The organism is Burkholderia sp. BCC1993, from assembly GCF_905339865.1.
In the GTDB taxonomy this organism is placed as follows: Bacteria; Pseudomonadota; Gammaproteobacteria; order Burkholderiales; family Burkholderiaceae; genus Burkholderia.
This window is the reverse complement of record NZ_CAJPGZ010000008.1, coordinates 68,575-85,560: the sequence shown is the minus strand read 5'-3', so window position 1 is coordinate 85,560 and position 16,986 is coordinate 68,575. Positions and strand designations below refer to the sequence as shown.

General features: G+C 68.9%; 14 protein-coding genes and 1 pseudogene. 12 read left to right on the top strand and 3 right to left on the bottom strand.

Going from position 1 to position 16,986, the window contains the following annotated elements:
• Position 1: 1 nt before the first annotated feature.
• From U4Y91_RS14860 to U4Y91_RS14845, 4 genes are all read left to right on the top strand, one after another.
• The gene (locus U4Y91_RS14860; RefSeq protein WP_321805639.1) at positions 2 to 2,542 is read left to right on the top strand and encodes a penicillin-binding protein 1A; all 2,541 of its coding nucleotides are present in this window, start codon (positions 2 to 4) and stop codon (positions 2,540 to 2,542) included.
• A gap of 78 nt (positions 2,543 to 2,620) precedes the next feature.
• Positions 2,621 to 3,496 (top strand): PilZ domain-containing protein, encoded by an 876-nt coding sequence (locus U4Y91_RS14855; RefSeq protein WP_321805638.1) that lies wholly within the window; start codon positions 2,621 to 2,623, stop codon positions 3,494 to 3,496.
• 305 nt (positions 3,497 to 3,801) lie between these two features.
• A complete protein-coding gene (locus U4Y91_RS14850) occupies positions 3,802 to 4,131 on the top strand; it encodes a DUF4148 domain-containing protein (protein ID WP_124660202.1) in 330 nt (109 codons plus the stop codon).
• A gap of 281 nt (positions 4,132 to 4,412) precedes the next feature.
• Positions 4,413 to 4,817: a lysozyme inhibitor LprI family protein gene (locus tag U4Y91_RS14845; RefSeq protein WP_321805637.1), complete on the top strand. Its 405-nt coding sequence runs from the start codon at positions 4,413 to 4,415 to the stop codon at positions 4,815 to 4,817.
• Between the two features lie 57 nt (positions 4,818 to 4,874).
• On the opposite strand, the gene U4Y91_RS14840 is transcribed toward U4Y91_RS14845, so the two are convergent.
• Together U4Y91_RS14840 and U4Y91_RS14835 are read right to left on the bottom strand one after the other, a co-directional pair.
• Positions 4,875 to 5,522: a response regulator transcription factor gene (locus U4Y91_RS14840; protein ID WP_321805636.1), complete on the bottom strand. Its 648-nt coding sequence runs from the start codon at positions 5,520 to 5,522 to the stop codon at positions 4,875 to 4,877.
• Positions 5,519 to 7,618: a PAS domain S-box protein gene (locus U4Y91_RS14835; RefSeq protein ID WP_321805635.1), complete on the bottom strand. Its 2,100-nt coding sequence runs from the start codon at positions 7,616 to 7,618 to the stop codon at positions 5,519 to 5,521. The genes U4Y91_RS14840 and U4Y91_RS14835 overlap by 4 nt, the downstream gene beginning before the upstream one ends.
• A gap of 320 nt (positions 7,619 to 7,938) precedes the next feature.
• On the opposite strand from U4Y91_RS14835, the gene U4Y91_RS14830 reads away from it, so the two are divergent.
• The 6 genes and pseudogenes from U4Y91_RS14830 to U4Y91_RS14805 all read left to right on the top strand — a co-directional run bounded on the left by U4Y91_RS14830 (position 7,939) and on the right by U4Y91_RS14805 (position 13,142).
• Positions 7,939 to 8,409, top strand: a complete 471-nt coding sequence (locus U4Y91_RS14830) for a universal stress protein (RefSeq protein WP_044843084.1) — start codon at positions 7,939 to 7,941, stop codon at positions 8,407 to 8,409.
• Between the two features lie 323 nt (positions 8,410 to 8,732).
• Positions 8,733 to 9,239, top strand: a complete 507-nt coding sequence (locus U4Y91_RS14825; RefSeq protein ID WP_321805634.1) for a cupin domain-containing protein — start codon at positions 8,733 to 8,735, stop codon at positions 9,237 to 9,239.
• A 188-nt stretch (positions 9,240 to 9,427) separates the two neighbouring features.
• Positions 9,428 to 10,453, top strand: coding sequence for a DedA family protein/thiosulfate sulfurtransferase GlpE (locus tag U4Y91_RS14820; RefSeq protein WP_321805633.1), 1,026 nt, complete (start codon positions 9,428 to 9,430; stop codon positions 10,451 to 10,453).
• A 141-nt stretch (positions 10,454 to 10,594) separates the two neighbouring features.
• Positions 10,595 to 11,797, top strand: coding sequence for an MFS transporter (locus tag U4Y91_RS14815; RefSeq protein WP_321805632.1), 1,203 nt, complete (start codon positions 10,595 to 10,597; stop codon positions 11,795 to 11,797).
• Between the two features lie 27 nt (positions 11,798 to 11,824).
• Positions 11,825 to 11,944: pseudogene (locus tag U4Y91_RS14810) on the top strand (hypothetical protein); the annotation flags it as partial.
• Between the two features lie 262 nt (positions 11,945 to 12,206).
• Positions 12,207 to 13,142, top strand: a complete 936-nt coding sequence (locus U4Y91_RS14805; protein ID WP_321805631.1) for a universal stress protein — start codon at positions 12,207 to 12,209, stop codon at positions 13,140 to 13,142.
• 520 nt (positions 13,143 to 13,662) lie between these two features.
• On the opposite strand, the gene U4Y91_RS14800 is transcribed toward U4Y91_RS14805, so the two are convergent.
• Complete coding sequence (locus U4Y91_RS14800) at positions 13,663 to 14,073, bottom strand: hypothetical protein (protein WP_321805630.1); 411 nt, start codon at positions 14,071 to 14,073, stop codon at positions 13,663 to 13,665.
• Between the two features lie 605 nt (positions 14,074 to 14,678).
• On the opposite strand from U4Y91_RS14800, the gene U4Y91_RS14795 reads away from it, so the two are divergent.
• The gene (locus tag U4Y91_RS14795; protein WP_321805629.1) at positions 14,679 to 14,933 is read left to right on the top strand and encodes a DUF3562 domain-containing protein; all 255 of its coding nucleotides are present in this window, start codon (positions 14,679 to 14,681) and stop codon (positions 14,931 to 14,933) included.
• A gap of 244 nt (positions 14,934 to 15,177) precedes the next feature.
• Positions 15,178 to 16,977 carry a methyl-accepting chemotaxis protein gene (locus U4Y91_RS14790; protein WP_321805628.1) on the top strand — a complete coding sequence of 600 codons (1,800 nt, stop codon included), beginning with the start codon at positions 15,178 to 15,180 and terminating at the stop codon, positions 16,975 to 16,977.
• Positions 16,978 to 16,986: the final 9 nt, after the last annotated feature.

Genomic DNA, 16,986 nt, shown 5'->3' with positions numbered 1-16,986 from the left:
CGTGTCGTCAGTGCGTGACCTCAGTGCCAAATGGGTCGCGCGCGCCCAACCCGTCGCGGCCGCTGCCGCCGTGCTCGTCAAGCGTGTCCTGGCCGTCGCCTGGCACCATCTCCGTCATCCGACGCGCCGCGGCGTGCTGCGCGCGGCTGCCGCCGTGCCCGCGCTGTTCCTGCTGTACGTGCTGGCGCTGATTCCGTTCACGCCGGGCATCGGCGACATCCGCAAGGCGCGCGTCGACCAGCCGGCGCAGGTGCTGTCCGCCGACGGCAAGGTGCTGGCGGAATTCAAGCCGTCGAACCGCGAATGGGTGTCGCTCAAGCGGATCTCGCCGCACATGGTCGACGCGCTGATCGCCACCGAGGACCATCGTTTCTACGAGCATCACGGTCTCGACTGGAAGCGCACGGCGTCGGCCGCGCTCCATACGTTCTCGGGCAGCCGCCAGGGCGGCTCGACGATCACGCAACAGCTCGCGCGCAACCTGTATCCGGACGAGATCGGCCGCGCGCCGACGCTCACGCGCAAGGTGAAGGAGGCGATCACCGCGCTGAAGATCGAGGCCGTCTACAGCAAGGATCAGATCCTCGAGACCTACCTGAACACCGTGCCGTTCCTGTACAACGCGTACGGCGTCGAGATGGCCGCGCGCACCTATTTCGACAAGTCGGCCGACGAGCTCGACGTGCTCGACAGCGCGACGCTCGTCGGGATGCTGAAGGGCAACAGCTACTACAACCCGGTGCTGAATCCCGAGCGCGCGCTGCAGCGGCGCAACACGGTGCTCGGCCAGATGGTGAAGTACGGCAAGCTGTCGCCGGCGCAGTTCGCGCAGTTGCAGCGCCGGCCGCTGCGCATCGACTTCGAGCGCCAGAAGGAGCCGCCGGGGCCCGCGCCGCACTTCGCGCAGCAACTGCGCAAATGGCTGATCGGCTGGGCCGACCGCAACGATTACAACATCTATTCGGACGGGCTGATCGTGCGCACCACGATCGATTCGCGTCTGCAGCAGATGGCGACCCAGGCGCTGACGCTGCAGGCGAACCAGCTGCAGGGCATCGCGAACAATGCGTGGAGCGGCCGCGACGGCTGCGGCACCGACAACGAGGTGTTCCGCACCTTCATGCGCGAGTCGCCCGAATACAAGGCCGCGCAGGACGCCGGCAAGAACGATGCGGCCGCGATGAAGCAGCTCGCCGCCGACCGCGGCTTCATGCGCGCGCTGTGCAAGGCGAAGACCGACGTGCAGGCCGGCTTCGTCGCGATCGATCCGCGCGACGGGCAGATTCGCGCGTGGGTCGGCAGCCGCGACTTCACGAACGAGCCGTTCGATCACGTCGCGCAGGCGCGGCGTCAGCCGGGCTCGACCTTCAAGCCGTTCGTCTATGGCGTCGCATTCGCGAACGGGATGAAGCCGGACGACACCTTCATCGACCAGGCGGTCGAGATTCCGCTGAAGGGCGGCGAGATCTGGCGGCCGAACGACGACGCGCCGCCGACGGGCAAGCCGATGACGCTGCGCGACGCGGTCGCGCTGTCGCGCAACCGGATCACCGCGCAGGTGATGGAGAAGGTCGGTCCGGCGGCCGTGGCGCGGTTCGCGCGCGACATGGGCGTGCGCGAAAGCCCGCTCGAGCGCGTGCCGTCGCTTGCGCTCGGCACGAGCCCCGTGACGCTGAAGGAGATGGTCGCGTCGTACGCGACGATCGCGAACGGCGGGCTGTACGTCGAGCCGCAAATGGTGACGCGCATCGAGAACCGCCGGGGCGACGTGCTCGCCGAATACGCGCCGGCGCCACCCGAGCGCGCGCTCGACGCCGAAACCGACAAGACGCTGCTCGACGTGATGCGCGGCGTCGTGACGCGCGGCACCGGCAGCAGCATCCGTACGCGCTTCGGCATTCGTGGCGACGTGGCCGGTAAGACCGGAACCACGCAGGACAACGCGGACGGCTGGTTCATCCTGATGCAGCCCGGGCTGGTGGCCGGCGCGTGGGTCGGCTTCGACGACGGCCGCGTGACGCTGCGCAGCGACTACTGGGGACAAGGCGCGCACAGCGCGCTGCCGATCGTCGGCGACTTCTTCCAGCGCGCGCAACGCGCCCGGATCGTCGACACGAAGCTGAAATTCGACACCGAGCCGTCGCCCGGCTGGTTCGCGTCGGTGCGCGAACGGGTGACGGACCTGGTCGACGGCTGGTTCGGGCCCGAGCCGAAGCAGGCGCCGGCGCCCGTCAGGACGCAGCGTATCGAGCCTGAGCCGGAGGCGGACGCAGCCGCGGCGTCGGCCGCATCCGGCGCGTCGGCGCCCGAGGCGGCATCCGGCGGCATCGTCGAGGAATGGGTGCCGGCGTCCGAGGTGGCGGCATCGGCCGCTGCGTTGTCGGCGTCGCAACCGCCGGTCGCGCAGCCGCCGGCGGCGGGCGGCAACGCGACGAGCCCGGGTAACGCCGGTGGCGGCCTCGGCTCCGCCCCGGCCGTCGCGCCTTCGGCTACGCCGGCGCCGACACCGGCTTCACCCGACGCGACCAGCGGTTCGGAGTAACGAGCCGTTCAGATTTCGCGCGATGCTGCCGTAATAACGTTGTCACGACAGCTCGCGCGGTCGCTCCGCGCCTTTCCGATGCGGCTCATCACCGATCACGTCGCGCTCGCGCGCGACGACATCTCCGCCGGCGTCCCGCTCGGCTTCGATCTCTACGATGCCGGCGGCGCCGCGCTGCTGCCCGCCGGCACGACGCTGCGCGAACCCGCGCAGCATGACTTCCTGTTCGATCACTTCCGGCCCGTGCGCCGGCGCGATGACGCCGAGCCTGCCGCGCCGGCGCACGACACCGTGCCGGCGGCCACGCGCATGGGGCTGTCGGCCGGCGCCGCGATCGGCATCCGGCGGCGGGTCGGCGCGACCCGCGTGCTGCAGCGCTGCCGGTTGATCGGGGTCGGCGCATCGGGCGCGCTGTTCGTCGAGCCGCAGCCGGCGGTCGTGCTCGACTTTGCCCGCGGCGACGACGTCGAGGCGGTCGCGATCGGCCGGTCGGCCGTGTCGCGCTTCGGTGCGACGGTCGAAGCGGTGCAGGCGGCGGGCGCCGCGCCGTTCATGGTGCTCTCGCCGCCGGGCTTCGTCGACCGGTTGCGCACGCGCGCGGAGCCGCGCGTACCGGTACGGATCGCGGCCCGCTGCACGGGCGGGCTGGCGCAGGCCGACGGCATCGGGATCGTGCGCGATCTCAGCCTGAACGGACTGTCGATCGCGGTCGACCGGCCGTTCGCGGCGGCCGGCGAGCCGTTGCGCGTGCAGTTGCCGTATGCGGATGAGGACCGTGTCGCGCTGCTGACGCTCGACGGGATGGTGCGTGCGGTGCATGCCGATCCGGCGGCGGCGGGCTGGACGCTTCACCACGCGAAGTTCGACGAAGTCGCTGCCGCCGACCGGATGCGCCTCAAGGCGCTGCTGTTCGACCTGTCGTCGGGGGCGGTGGAGGCGGATCAGGTCCGCTGATGTGTCGAACGGGTAAGCGGGATAAGCAGGGCAGACGTGGCAGCCGCCGGGCGGTCGTCCACGGCCCGGTGAATCGATCCACGGCGCGCAGGGCAGGCGAAAGGGCGCCGCAGCCTATTGGCTGCGGACACGGCCATAATCATCTGACGATTTAACCGAATGCGCGGCAATTGTACGGATTCGGTCAACAGTGAATTTGCGATTTAAGTATTTACCCTGATAGCCGTGCCGCCTAGACTTTCACTCATGCGCAACGACTACCCAGTCCGAAGCGCCTGACAAGACAAATCTGGAGGTAACGCATCATGAAATCGCTGATCAAGGCAGTTGCACTGGCCGCTCTGGTGGCCGCACCGGTCGTCTCGTTCGCTCAATCGAACCAGCAGCCGCTGACGCGCGCGCAAGTGCGTGCCGAGCTGGTCCAGCTGGAAAAGGCCGGCTACAACCCGAACGACTGGATCAACTATCCGGAAAACATCCAGGCCGCACAGGCGAAGATCGCGGCAGCCCAGAACACCGGTGCGCAGGCTGATGCAACGGGCTACGGCGCGAACCCGGTGGCGACGTCGCAGTCGGGCCAGCGCGTGACCGTGCCGGCCGCAGCCGATCGTTCGTCGGTGTACTTCGGTCACTGAGCAAGCCGTTCACCGCGCGGCCTCCGGGCCGCCGGCAAAGCCGTATCGAAAAGCCTGCACTCATGTCGAGTGCGGGCTTTTTTGCGTGCGCGGCCAAGCGTGGCGCCGGCTGACAATCCGCCGCGCGTGCGCTAGCATCCCGGTCGGCATCGCCACGCTACTGCAGCCGCAGCCGCAGCGAATCGGGTAGCGCCGGCCGGCCTGCGACGCCGCGCGCCGAGGCGCGGCGGCAAGCCCGGCATCACGTTCCACGACTTCAACGAAAACAAACAGGAGCATCCATGCGTGTCTTGACCGGTCTGCTGTGCGCGCTGGCGCTGACGGCGAACGTTGCCCACGCACAGGCAAATTGTGCGGACGCGACGGATCAGGCGGCGATGACGGCATGTGCCGATCGCGCGTACAAGAAATCCGACGCGGAGCTGAACCGCACCTACCAGGCCGTCACCGGGCGCCTGCGCGATGCGAAGCCGCTCGCAGAGAAACTCGTGAACGCGCAGCGCGCGTGGATCGCCTACCGCGATGCCGAATGCAACTTCTCCAGCGCGAATGCCGAAGGCGGCAGCGCCTATCCGATGGTCGTGTCGACCTGCGTCGACGATCTGACCAAGACCCGCACCGAGACGCTGAAGGGCTATCTGTCCTGCGAGGAAGGCGATCTCGCATGCCCGGTGCCGGCGAAGTAACGTCTGCGCGACGTCCGGCCCGCTTACAGCTCACATCGCGCGGCCGGCATGGTTCGCCTAGACGTCGTCCGTTTCGTCGAGCAGCTTGTGCCGCAGCGCGTAGCGGACCAGCGCCGCTTCGTGCGGCATCTGCATCTTTTCCAAAATCCGGGTCTTGTAGGTGCTGACCGTCTTCGCGCTGACGCACAGCGCCTGCGCGATTTCGGTCAGCGTCTGCCCGGCGGCGATGCGGCGGAACACGTCGAACTCGCGATCGGACAGCCGCTGGTGCGGCAGCGTCTCGGCCGGCTCGTTCAGGCTCTGCGCGAACTGTTCGGCCATCGCGAGGCTCACGTAGACGCCGCCCGACGCCACCTTGGTCACCGCGCCGACCAGTTCGGCGCTCGCGCTTTCCTTGGTCAGATAGCCCGACGCACCGGCGCGGAACGCACGCACCGCGTATTGCTGTTCCGCGTGCATGGTCAGCACGAGCACGCGCAGCGCGGGCTTCTCGTCCTTGATCTGCTTGATCAGTTCGACGCCGTTGCGGCCCGGCATCGACAGGTCGAGCACCAACACCTGCGCAGGCGTCGACCGAATGAGCGCGATCGTCGACGGTCCGTCGCATGCTTCGCCGGCCACTTCGAATCCGGTGGCGTTCTGGAGAATGTGCCGCAGACCGTCGCGCACGAGCGTATGGTCGTCGGCGATGAGCACCTTGATCATATGAGGGTGGTTTCCTGTTGAACGGAACCGAGCGGGAATGCGACGGTGATCGAGAAGCCGCGCGCGAGCGCGGTGTCGATCGTCACGCTGCCGCCCAGCATGTGTGCGCGTTCGCGAATGCCGATCAGGCCGAACGATTTGTCCTCGTGGGCGGTGCCGACCGGTGCCGCGCCGCGGCCGTTGTCCGCGACGCGCAGCACGCAGAAGCCTTCCTCGATGTCGAGGCGCAGCGCGACGCGCGTCGCGTCCGCATGGCGCGCGACGTTCGTCAGCGCTTCCTGGACGATCCGGAACAGCGTGGTCGCCCCCGCGCTGGTGAACGTGAGGCCGCCTGTTTCGATGTGGCGCTCGACGTCGATGCCGTAGCGGTTCGTGAAGTCGTTCGCGAGCCACTCGATCGCCGGCACGAGGCCGAGATCGTCGAGCATCACGGGGCGCAGGTCGGCCGCGATGCGCCGCACCGACGCGACGGTCGCGTCGATCAGCCGGCGCATGCCCTGCAGGTGCGACAGCACGCCGACTTCGGGTTGCGCATGGCCCGGCGTGCGCAGTTGCTGCTCGATGACCGACAGGTCCATCTTCAGCGCGGTGAGTTGCTGGCCGAGGTCGTCGTGCAGTTCGCGCGCGATGCGGGTTTTTTCCTCTTCGCGCACGTTCTGCAGGTTCGCCGAGAGTTCGCGTAGCTCCTGGCGCGACTGCTTCAGCGCATTCTCGGCGCGCTGCCGCTCGGTGATGTCGCGCAGCATCACCGTATAGAGCTTGCCCGACGCATCGCGGATCTGCGAGATCGACGCCTCGATCGGGAACTCCTCGCCGTTGCCGCGCAGCCCGAACAGCACGCGCTGGCGGCCCATCTGCCGCTCGGACACGCCCGTCACGCCGAACTGGTCGACGTGCTTCGCATGCGCGGCACGAAACCGCTCGGGGATGAAGCGCGACAGCGGCGCGCCGATCGCCTCCATCGCCGACACGCCGAAGACCTGTTCGGCCATCGGGTTGAAGATCACCACCGTCTGCTTCTCGTCGATCGTGATGATCGCTTCCATCGACGAACGGATGATGCCCATCATCCGTGCCTCGTTCAGGATGCCGCGGCTGCTCGCGCCCGTATCGGCGTGGCCGGCGCGGCCGCGCAGCAGCGCATGGACGAGCGCCGCGAACGCGAACGACGCGATCAGCCCCGCGGCGAGCACCGTGCCGGCCGCGCGCTGCGCGCCGGTCGCGCTCGGGCGGCCGTCCGCGGAATAGGCGAGCGTCAGCACGGTCCCGCCGAAAGTCAGCTGGTCGGTGCGCCGCATCAGGTCGGGCGACGCGGAGGCTTCGTCGGTCGTCGTCTCGGCACTCGCGATCGGGTGCGGATCGTCGCCCGCGCTCATCCGCAGGTCGAGCCCGCGTTCCGCGTCGAGCGCGCGCTCGACCAGGCGATTCGGGCTCACTTCCGCGAACAGCACGCCGTCGGCGCCGGCGTCATGGGCGACGGCCGTGCGCGACGAAGCCGTCGCGGGGACGAACAGCGTGAGGGTGCGCGCATCGCGGGACGTATCGTTGTCGGCCGGATGGATGCCGAGTGCGATATCGCCGGTCCGCAGCGCGCGCGCGAGCGGAGCCTGGTCCGGCGCGCCGAAGCGCACGCCGGCCGAGCTCGACGCCGGCGCAATGAGCGTGGCCACCGCGAGCGGGCCGGCCGGCATCGGCGCGTGGCCGGCGAGGGCGCTGCGTGTCGCGGTCGACAGCGGCGCATAGCCAAGCTGCCGGATCGGCGAACGCCCGCTGTCGAGATCGAGCGTGTCGGCATACCGGCGCCATTGCTCGGGGGTGATCTGCGGCGCAAGCGCGAATGCGCTGCGCGCGCTCTCGAGCACGGCGACGCTGCCTTGCAGCTCGTGGCGCAGCATCGCCGTCACGTGCGTCGTGCGGCGTTCGAAGCGCGTATGGACGGCGCCTTGCCACTGCTCGCGCACGAGCAGCGCGACGCCGAGTGACAGCGCCGCGCCGGCGAACAGCGTAACGACGCCGGCCGCGAGCGGCTGGCGTAACATGATCTGGAAACGCGCAGGCCCTCGGGCGTCACGCGACGGGGTTCCACTGGCGGTCATTCGATGGCCATTCTGGTGTCGGGGCCGCCCGTGGCACGCGGGCAGCGCGGCAAAACCGGGAAAAACTCGCACCGGCCGCGTGCGACGTCTATTTTCAAGATGAAATTGTGCGCGTTTTACGCGTTTTTTGTAATAGGGTCAGCTAAAAATGAGATAGCCGGGCGGTGTAGCGGGCGTCCCGGCCGCATTTGACGCGCGTCAACGGGCGCGTCGGCACGTGGGGCAGACTGTTCGGCAGGCGAGCCGGCATCGGGCCGGCTTGCGGTGACGGGGACGCCGTTTGCGCGATGCGCGACGGGTACCCGGTCGGAGGGTGGACCATGTACAAGCGGATTTTCGTCGGGCTCGATGGCAGCCCGAGTGCGCGTCTCGCGCTGAACGAGGCAATCCGGATCGCGGCGGCATCCGGCGGCGAGGTCACGTGCGCATATGTCGTCGAGCACCGGCCGCAGCTCGTCGACGTCGATGCGGGTTTTGCGGCCGAACGCGACGGCGACGCGGCGGCAACCGCTGCGGCGACGCCCGTGCTCGACGACGCGAAAGCGGCGCTCGCGCAGCGGCAAGTGGCGGGCACCGTGCGCGCGATCGACGCGTACGGCGAGGATATCGCCGCGGTGCTGATGCGCACGGCGGCCGAGGTCGGCGCGGATCTGATCGTGATGGGGACGAGCGGGCGCCACGGCCTGCGTCGGCTGCTGCTCGGCAGTGTCGCGGAATCGCTGCTGCGCGCGGCCGACCGGCCCGTGCTGCTGGTGCGGCACGACGAGCCGGCCGCGGCGGCGACCGCGTGACGGGGCGGTGCGGCGTCGGGGCGTGAGCGGCGGGCAGGCCGCTGCCGCGCGGATGCCGGCGTGATGGCCGGTGCGGCGGTGCGTCCGCTACATCGATCGAGGGTCCGCGCATACGCTGCGCCGCAGCGGCGTTGTCGCGCCGCGCCGGTTGCATCGTGGCCCGCACTTCTGGCAGCATCGACCGGTGTTCGCTTCATCGTCGCGCGCCGCGTGCATGGTCGCGGCGATCGACGCAGCGGCACGCGACGTCGGCCGATTGCATTCGCGATCGACCTGGCCGTGCGCCGCGTGCCCGGTTCACTCCTTCACCGACGTCATCCGCCATGCCGATCTCCGCCGCCGACCTGATTCAACAGTTCGATCTGCAACCGCACCCCGAGGGCGGCTATTTCCGGGAAACCTACCGCGCGGTCGATACGGTCGTGCGTCCGGCCGACGGCGCGCCGCGTGCGGCGTCGACCGCGATCTACTACCTGTTGTGCGACGGCGCGTATTCGTCGTGGCACCGGATCCGTTCCGACGAGGTCTGGCATTTCTACGCGGGCGATCCGCTCGAAGTGTGGGTGCTCGACGAACACGACGGCCTGACGATCCACCGGCTCGGCAACCCGCTCACGCACCCGGGCACCGTATTCCAGGCGGTCGTGCCGGCCGGTCGCTGGTTCGGCGCGCGCTGCGCGTCGCCGGAGCACGTCGCGCTCGTCGGCTGCACGGTCGCGCCGGGGTTCGAGTTTGCGGAATTCGAACTCGCGGACGCGACGGCGCTGGCCGCCACGTTCCCCGAGTATGCGGAATACGTCGCGGGGCTCGCGCAGCGCTCCGACGCATGAGTGCGCCTGCGGCCATCCTGGCCGACCCGAGCCGCCTGCGACGGCAGCCGTTCCGCGCGGCCCCGGCCAAACCCGTTTAGAATGCACGGTGGTGCAGGATCGGCCGCGGACGTGCCGCGGCGATCGCTGCCAGCCGTATCGACGGCCGCCCCCGTCGCACGGTCCGCACGTATTCCAGGAGCGCCGCCGTGTGGCACTTTCCCATCGCGATTCCCTCGTCGCTCGGCCCGTGGGCCGTGTTCGCGAGCGTACTGATCACGCAGCTCGGCGTGCCGGTGCCGGCCGTGCCGATGCTGATTCTCGGCGGTACGATGGCGGCGATGGGGCAGGCGTCCTGGGCGAGCATGTTTGCGGCGGCGATCGGCGCGGCGATGCTCGCCGATTCGCTGTGGTTCTTCATGGGCCGCACGCGCGGCCGGCGACTGCTGAACGGGCTCGTGCGATTCTCGCTGTCGCTCGACACGACGCTGCGCTTCGCGCGTAATGTATTCGAAAGATACGGCGCGCCGCTGCTCGTCCTCTCCAAATTCCTGCCTGGCCTCGGCCTCGTGTCGGCGCCGCTGCTCGGCACGACCGCGATCGGCGTCGGCGTGTTCCTGTTCTGGGATCTGGCCGGCGCGTCTCTATGGGCCGCGTTCTGGCTCATCGGCGGCGCGGCCGTGCACGACCAGATCGTCCAGTTCGTGCTGTGGGTGCGCGCGAGCGGCGGCACGATTCTCGACGCGTTCCTCGCGATATTCATCACGTTCCTGCTGTACCGCTGGGTGCGCCGCGTGCAGTTCCGCCGCTACCTCGCGCAGGTGCGCATCTCCCCGCCGCAGCTCGTCGAAATGATGACGTCGAACGAGCCGCCGCTGATCTTCGATGCACGGCCGCGCGCAATTCGCGAACGCGAGCCGTTCCGGATAGCCGGTGCGGTGCCGGTCGATCTCGATTCGCCGGACCTGCTGGATCCGGAGCTGCTGAAGCGGCCGATCGTCGTGTATTGCGTGTGCCCGAACGAGGCGACCGCGAAGCGCCTGATCGCGAAGATGCAGCGCAAGAAGATGCTTCACAACATCAAGGCGCTGAAGGGCGGCCTCGACGCGTGGGAGAAGCACGGCTATCCGGTCGAGCCGATGCCGGCCGATCTCGATTCATCGAGGTATTTCGTGCGGCCGGAACATGCGGCGCTCGCAGGCGAATATACGGTGCGCGCGACGTTGTCGAAATAAGTCGTGCGCGGGATGCCGTTCCTGACGGAAAGTGTCCGAAGCGTGCACCCAATTCGTGTGTGGTCCGGAAAAACCCAAGCGGATCAGTTCCTTTGCCAACACGTCGTGAAGGTGGAATAAATCTGCAGGGGCATACGCGTGATGCGCGTCGATCAGCCGGCCTTTCTGGGTTCTCTCTTTTTGTCGCGGCTTGCAGACCAGATGCTGCTCTTTCTGGTACCGCTCGTCGTCTTTCAGGTCACTCAGAAAGCGACGTGGTCCGGGCTCGCCTTTTTCATCGAGGCGTTCCCGCGATTCATCGCCTTTCCGGTCTGTGGTGCACTGAGCGACCGTGTGTCACCGATCCGCGTGCTGCGAGCGAGTCAGACCAGCCGGGCCGTCGCTTGCGTGATCGGCATCGCCGGCTATGTCGCCTGGAGCGGAATCGGATGGCTGATCGCATTGTCCGCCGTATGCGGCGCACTCACGAGCCAAGGTCTCGTCGCTCGTGAGGTGTTGCTGCCGCAGATCTTTCCACAGCAGCGCTTCGAAAAAGTGTTGTCCTATACGCAGCTCGCCGATCAGTTGGGCGTCGTGCTTGGACCGATCGTCGCGGCGGCGCTGCTTGGGTATCGCAGCTGGGAGTGGGCTGGCGCTTGCGCGGCGCTGCTGTTTGTCGCGGCGGATTTGCTGACATTCGTATGGCAACGGACCAGCACGGCACGCGTTGCGCCCCCGGAACGCTCGGTGGGGCCGTGGTATGCACCGTTCGGTGTGGCGCTGAAGCATGTCGTCACGCTGCCGGGGCTGTTGCGGCTGATCCTGCTCGCAGCGGCGGAAAACCTCGTGATCGGGACGACACTTGCGACGTCGGCTGCGATGGTCACCGGTGCGTTTCGGCAGTCCGGCGGTTTCTATGCCGGACTGCAGGTCACGGGTGCCGTCGCGACAGTCGCGATCCTGCTGTTCGTCGCGCGTATCGAGGTGGCGCGCGGGCGGCTCGGAATCGTCGCATTCGTCGCGATCGCGGCGGGCGGCCTCGCGATGGGCATGGCCGGTTCGATTGCGATGTACGTCGCCGGTTTCCTTTTGGTCATCGGTTTCGACAAGATGTTCAACGTGTACATACGCAGCGCCCGGCAGGCCATCATTCCCCCTCGGGACTATGGCAAGACGACGGGCGTCATCGTCCTGCTGAATAACGCGACGCAGCCGCTTGCCGGGCTCCTTGTGGGGCTCTTCTCCGGTCACGGGCGCGTTGCGCTCGTCGTGACGCTGGCCTCGATCGGCATGGCGACACTGGGTGGCGTGGTCGTTGCGGTTGGCGCCAGCCGGGCGCGATCGACCGCAAGCGTTTCGGACTGACGCGGTGGTACCGCAAGGAATACGGCGCTGGCGACGCGAAACCCGTGTTCGGCGCTGCCGATCGTGATGTTCGCGTATCTCGGCGTCGCGATGCTCGGCCTCACGGCAGGGGAGGCGCGCAATCCGGGGAAGTCGCTGACGAAGTCGTAAGCCAGCCGGCCGAAAGGCGCCGCGCCGCGCGCCGCACGGGCGTGCGCGCCGCATCGCGGCCCGCACGGGTATTGATCGCGATCATGCACGTGCGGGCCGGACGACATATGCTGTCTGAATCGCTTGTCCGCGCTTCGCGTGGCCGTCCGCCGATCCCCGCGACCGCGTCGGCCGTCCGTCCACCGTTCGTCGTTCGCCGCTGCCCGCGCGAAGCTCCGGTCGTCGTTCGCGACGACGCGTCCGCAAGGAGGCCTTCGCCATGCCATCCACCCCGACCATCCCGCCGCTCGCGCGGATCTCGCTGGCCGTCGATCTGACGCCGGAGTCGCTGTCCGCCGCGCGCTACACGCGCACGCTGCTGCGTCCCGGCATGCAGGTGCGCATCGTCTGCGCGATCGACAATCCGCGTCTCGTGCTGCCGGACATCCCGCGCGTCGACGCGCTGCTGACCTCCGCGCGCGAGGAGATGGCGCGCGAAGCGCAGGCGACGCTCGAACGCATCGCGGCACTGTTCGCCGGCAGCGGCGTGGGGATCGAGCAGATGATCATCGATACGTCGCTCACGGGCGGCACGGTGGCCGATGCACTCGCGAACGACACGTCGGCATGGCACGCCGACGTGCTCGTGGTCGGCGCCAATCCGCACCATGGGCTGCTACGGCTCGTCGAGGGGGCGGTATCCGACACGCTGGCGGCGCGCGCACGCTGTGCGCTGCTGATCGTGCCCGCCGACTACGCGCGGCCGTCGGACGGGCCGCTGCAGCGCCTGATGTTCGCCGTTGACGGCAGCGAGCCGTCGCTGCACGCGGTACGTGTCGGGCTCGGCTTCGCGGTGCCGACGACGCTGCTGTACGCGGCCTATGTCGTCGATCGCGCGGTTCGTCTGACGGATCTCGTGCCGGTGCGCGCGCTCGAGGATGCGTATCGCGCGGAGGGCGAGGATGCGCTGGCGCGAATCGGCCCGCTGTTCCATGCGACGGGGAACCCGACCAAGCGCGGCATCGTCGAGACCCGTCCGACCAGCGACGACGTCGCCCATGCGCTGATGCGCGACGCGGTGCACTGGCATGCGGAACTGCTGGTGGTCGGCACGCACGGCCGGCGCGGCATCGCGGCCTGGCTGATCGGCAGCGTGGCGCGCCGGGTCGCGCATCTCGCACAGGTGCCGGTGCTGCTCGTGCGCGAGGCCGCGTGAAGATTGCGCTGCGACGAATGCGAAGCGGCCTTTCGTTGACCTGCATCAGAAACGTCGCGCGCTTTGTATGAGACAGTCACGCGCACGTGCGTGTGCGTGCGGCGGATGGTCCGTCGTCCGTACCCGACGCCGCGATTCGACACGTCGGTCCGGAACCGCGCGAACCGGCGCGTGTCCGATGCCGTTGCGATTCAGCCGATTTCCGGAGCCGTGCCGCGCAGCGCGTCGCGCATCGGCCGATCACGAACTCTCCGGCACGAGGGTAGGCAGCCTGCGGCTGCCTTGGACAACGGACGGGGTGCATTGCACCCCGTCCGCTTTCCTGGCCCCGTGCAGACTCTTTTCCTCGCAGGTATTGTCTTCGTCGATGTCGCCGTGTGGAACGGCGCGTGATGCCACGCGATCGCGCGATCGCGGATTCGGTGTGGATCGCGACATGCGCTGCGCGCCCGGCGCGGTGCCGCAGCCCTCACGCGGCCGCGTGCGACGTCGGCTGCGTTCAGGCCCTGCGTTGAGGCCTTTACGCGGCGCGAGGCGCTCGCAGGTCGCGCTGGCGGTGCGCGTCGTGGCATACGCGTGCACCGTGACGCGCGCCATGCAGTCGGCCTCGTCCGCCCGGCGCGCGATTGCGCAGCCGCGGCCAGCCGGGGCGCGTCTTGCGGCGCGGCCTCGCGACGACCGTTGCGTCGGCACCGGCCCGCGCGCGGAGGGCCGCGGCGAACCGCTGCAGCGCGAGCACCGATCCCGCGACGCTCTGGTATTTTTCGCGGCCGATCTGCCCGTCGAGCGTGACGAGCAAGCCTGATTCGCGCGCGAGTGCGAGCAACGCGTCGAGATCTTCGAGCGGGCGGATTGCGGCCGGCACGGCGGGCGCGGACATCATGCGCGTGCGCCGCCGTCCGTCCCGCGCCGGGAAATTGCGATGAGCCATGATTGGTCTCCCTGCGCCCGACCCCGCGTGCCGGCTCGACGGCCGGCTGAGCGATGACCGGGTATGAACGCATCGTTCATGACATCAGTATCCGCCGTGGCGACTGCGCTGCCAATCGGTGCGTGCTGAAGTCGCTGTCAGACATTGCGTGCGAGGTATCGGAATCCGCTGACACGCCGGACCGGCGAGCGGCCGCTGCGGCGCGAGGCGGGCAGGCGGGCAGGCGGGCAGCCGCGATGTGCGGCGCCCCGAACCGGTGCATTCGAACAGACGAATCGCGGCCGGCGCGCGTCGCTTGACGCAGGACTTCCGCGGGTCTAAGGTCCCACACTGCATCGGCGTCGCGCGACGGTTCATCGTCCGCGTGATCGGCGGTGCCGCGCCTCGGGGGGCGTGGTAATCCTTCCAGTCGTTCGCGGGCCATCGGCGCCGCGAATCCTGCGCGCGGGCTGGTCCGGCGACGGATCGACGCGGCGGCACGCAAGGTGCCGTTGATCGCGCGCAACCACGCTTCGGCGCATCGTACGCCGGGCGGCCGTCCAGCCTTTAATCTTCCGGTAGCGTCATTTTTTTCCTTTCGTTCCTCGACCGTCAGGAGCCCGTCGATGTCACAGGACAATTTGCTTGATGCCTTGAAGGCCGTCGCCGCAGAGCGCGCGATCGGCGCCGACCAGTTGCGCACGATGCTCGACGATGAAGTGCGTGCGTTGTCGTCCGATGCCCGCGTGCACGATTACATCCACGTGTTCGCGATCCGCCACCTGCGCGAACGGATGCGCAGACAGGACGAACTCGAGCGCGACACGCCGGCCAGTACGCCGCACAACGAGCCGGATACGCGTAGCGGCCGGCGTCTGTAAGGGACGATCGGCGCGACCGGCGCCGTGGTGCCTCATGACAGCGGCAGGCCCCTGACCGCCGCGCGTGCCTCCGGCACTGGCACCGCTGCACGCATGCATACCGACAACGCGCTTGCCTGCCGGTCGCGCCTTTCTTCCTATATTTGACCGAATCGACACAACGGCCTCAAGTAAGCGGCGCGGATGCCGTATACCCGGTGAATTCGTCCACCGGGCGTTCGCGCTCCCTTACCGAGTCGTTGCCATGTTCTCGTCCATCCGCACCCGCATCCTTGCCGCGTGCGTCGCCATCGTCGTGTTCGCGCTCGTCGCCACCACGCTGATCAATTACTTCATCGCACACGCGTACAACGACGACGCGATCGACCGCAACCTGACATCCGTCGCGAGCGGCCACGTGGTCGGCATCGGCGACTGGGTCGCGACAAAAAGCCGGATGATCGCGTCGTTGCAGGACGCCGCGCTGTCGCCCGATCCGCTGCCGGTGTTCAAGCAAATGGCCGCGGCGGGCGGCTTCACGAACGTCTACGCGGGCTATGCCGACAAGGTGTTCCATTTCTCCGACCCGGCCGGCATCCCGCCCGACTACGACCCGACCGGCCGCCCGTGGTACAAGCAGGCTGCCCAGGCCGGCAAGCCGGTCGTCACGCCGCCGTACGTCGATGCGGGCACCGGCAACCTGGTCGTCACGTTCGCGGTGCCGATCCTGCGCGACGGTGCGCTGAAGGGCGTCGTCGCTGCCGACGTCGCAATGGACAGCGTGATCGCGAACGTGAAGTCGATCCACCCGACGCCCGCGAGCTTCGGGATGTTGATCGACAGCAGCGGCCACGTCGTCGCGCATCCTGACGCGAAGCTCACGCTGAAGCCGGTCGCCGACGTGTCGCCCGACCTCGGCGGCATGGGCGCCGCGTCGCTGGCCGCGGCCGCCGTGCCAGTCGAAGTGCACGTCGGCGGCGCTGCGAAGCTGGTGCGCGCGCAGGCCGTGCCGGGCACCGACTGGTACGCGCTGGTCCTGCTCGACCAATCGGAAGCGACCGCCGGGATGCGCTCGCTGCTGACCGCGTCGCTGATCACGCTGGTGGTGATCGTCGGCGTCGCGTCGCTGATCGTCGGCGCGATCACGACGACCGCGTTCCGCCGCCTGTCGCTGGTGCGTCAGGCGATGGCGTCGATCGGCTCGGGCACGGGCGACCTGACGCAACGCCTGCCGGCCGACGGCCGCGACGAGGTGGCCGATATCGCGCGCTCGTTCAACAGCTTCGTCGACAAGCTGAACGACGTGATGCGGCAGATCCGCGACGCGAGCGAATCGGTGCGCACGGCCGCGAACGAAATCGCCGCGGGCAACCAGGACCTGTCGTCGCGCACCGAATCGGCGGCGGCGAGCCTCGAGGAAACGGCCGCGTCGATGGAAGAAATCACGGCGACGGTCGGCCAGTCGGCGGCCGCTGCCGGCCAGGCCGACGAACGCGCGGCCGCGGCGTCGCGGATCGCGTCGCACGGCGGGGTGGTCGTATCGGACGTCGTGTCGACGATGGAGAAGATCGAGGAAGCGTCGGGCCGGATCGGCGACATCATCGGCGTGATCGACGGGATCGCGTTCCAGACCAACATCCTCGCGCTGAACGCGGCCGTCGAAGCGGCGCGTGCCGGCGAGCAGGGCCGCGGTTTCGCGGTCGTCGCGCAGGAAGTGCGCAGTCTCGCGCAACGCAGCGCGCAGGCCGCGCGCGAGGTGAAGGTGCTGGTCGAATCGACGGTGGCGAGCGTGTCGGCCGGGTCGGGGCAGGTGCGCCAGGCCGGCGAGACGATGCGCGAGATCGTGTCGAACGTCGCCAACGTGACGACGATCATCTCCGAGATCACGCACGCGGCGAACGAGCAGACGCGCGGCATCCAGGAAGTGAACCGCGCGGTCACCCAGCTCGACGAAATGGTGCAGCAGAACGCGGCGCTCGTCGAACAGTCGACCGCGGCCGCGACCGCGCTGCAGACGCAGGCGAACGCGCTCGCGACGACGGTCGGGCAGTTCAGGGTCGCATGACCTGCGCCG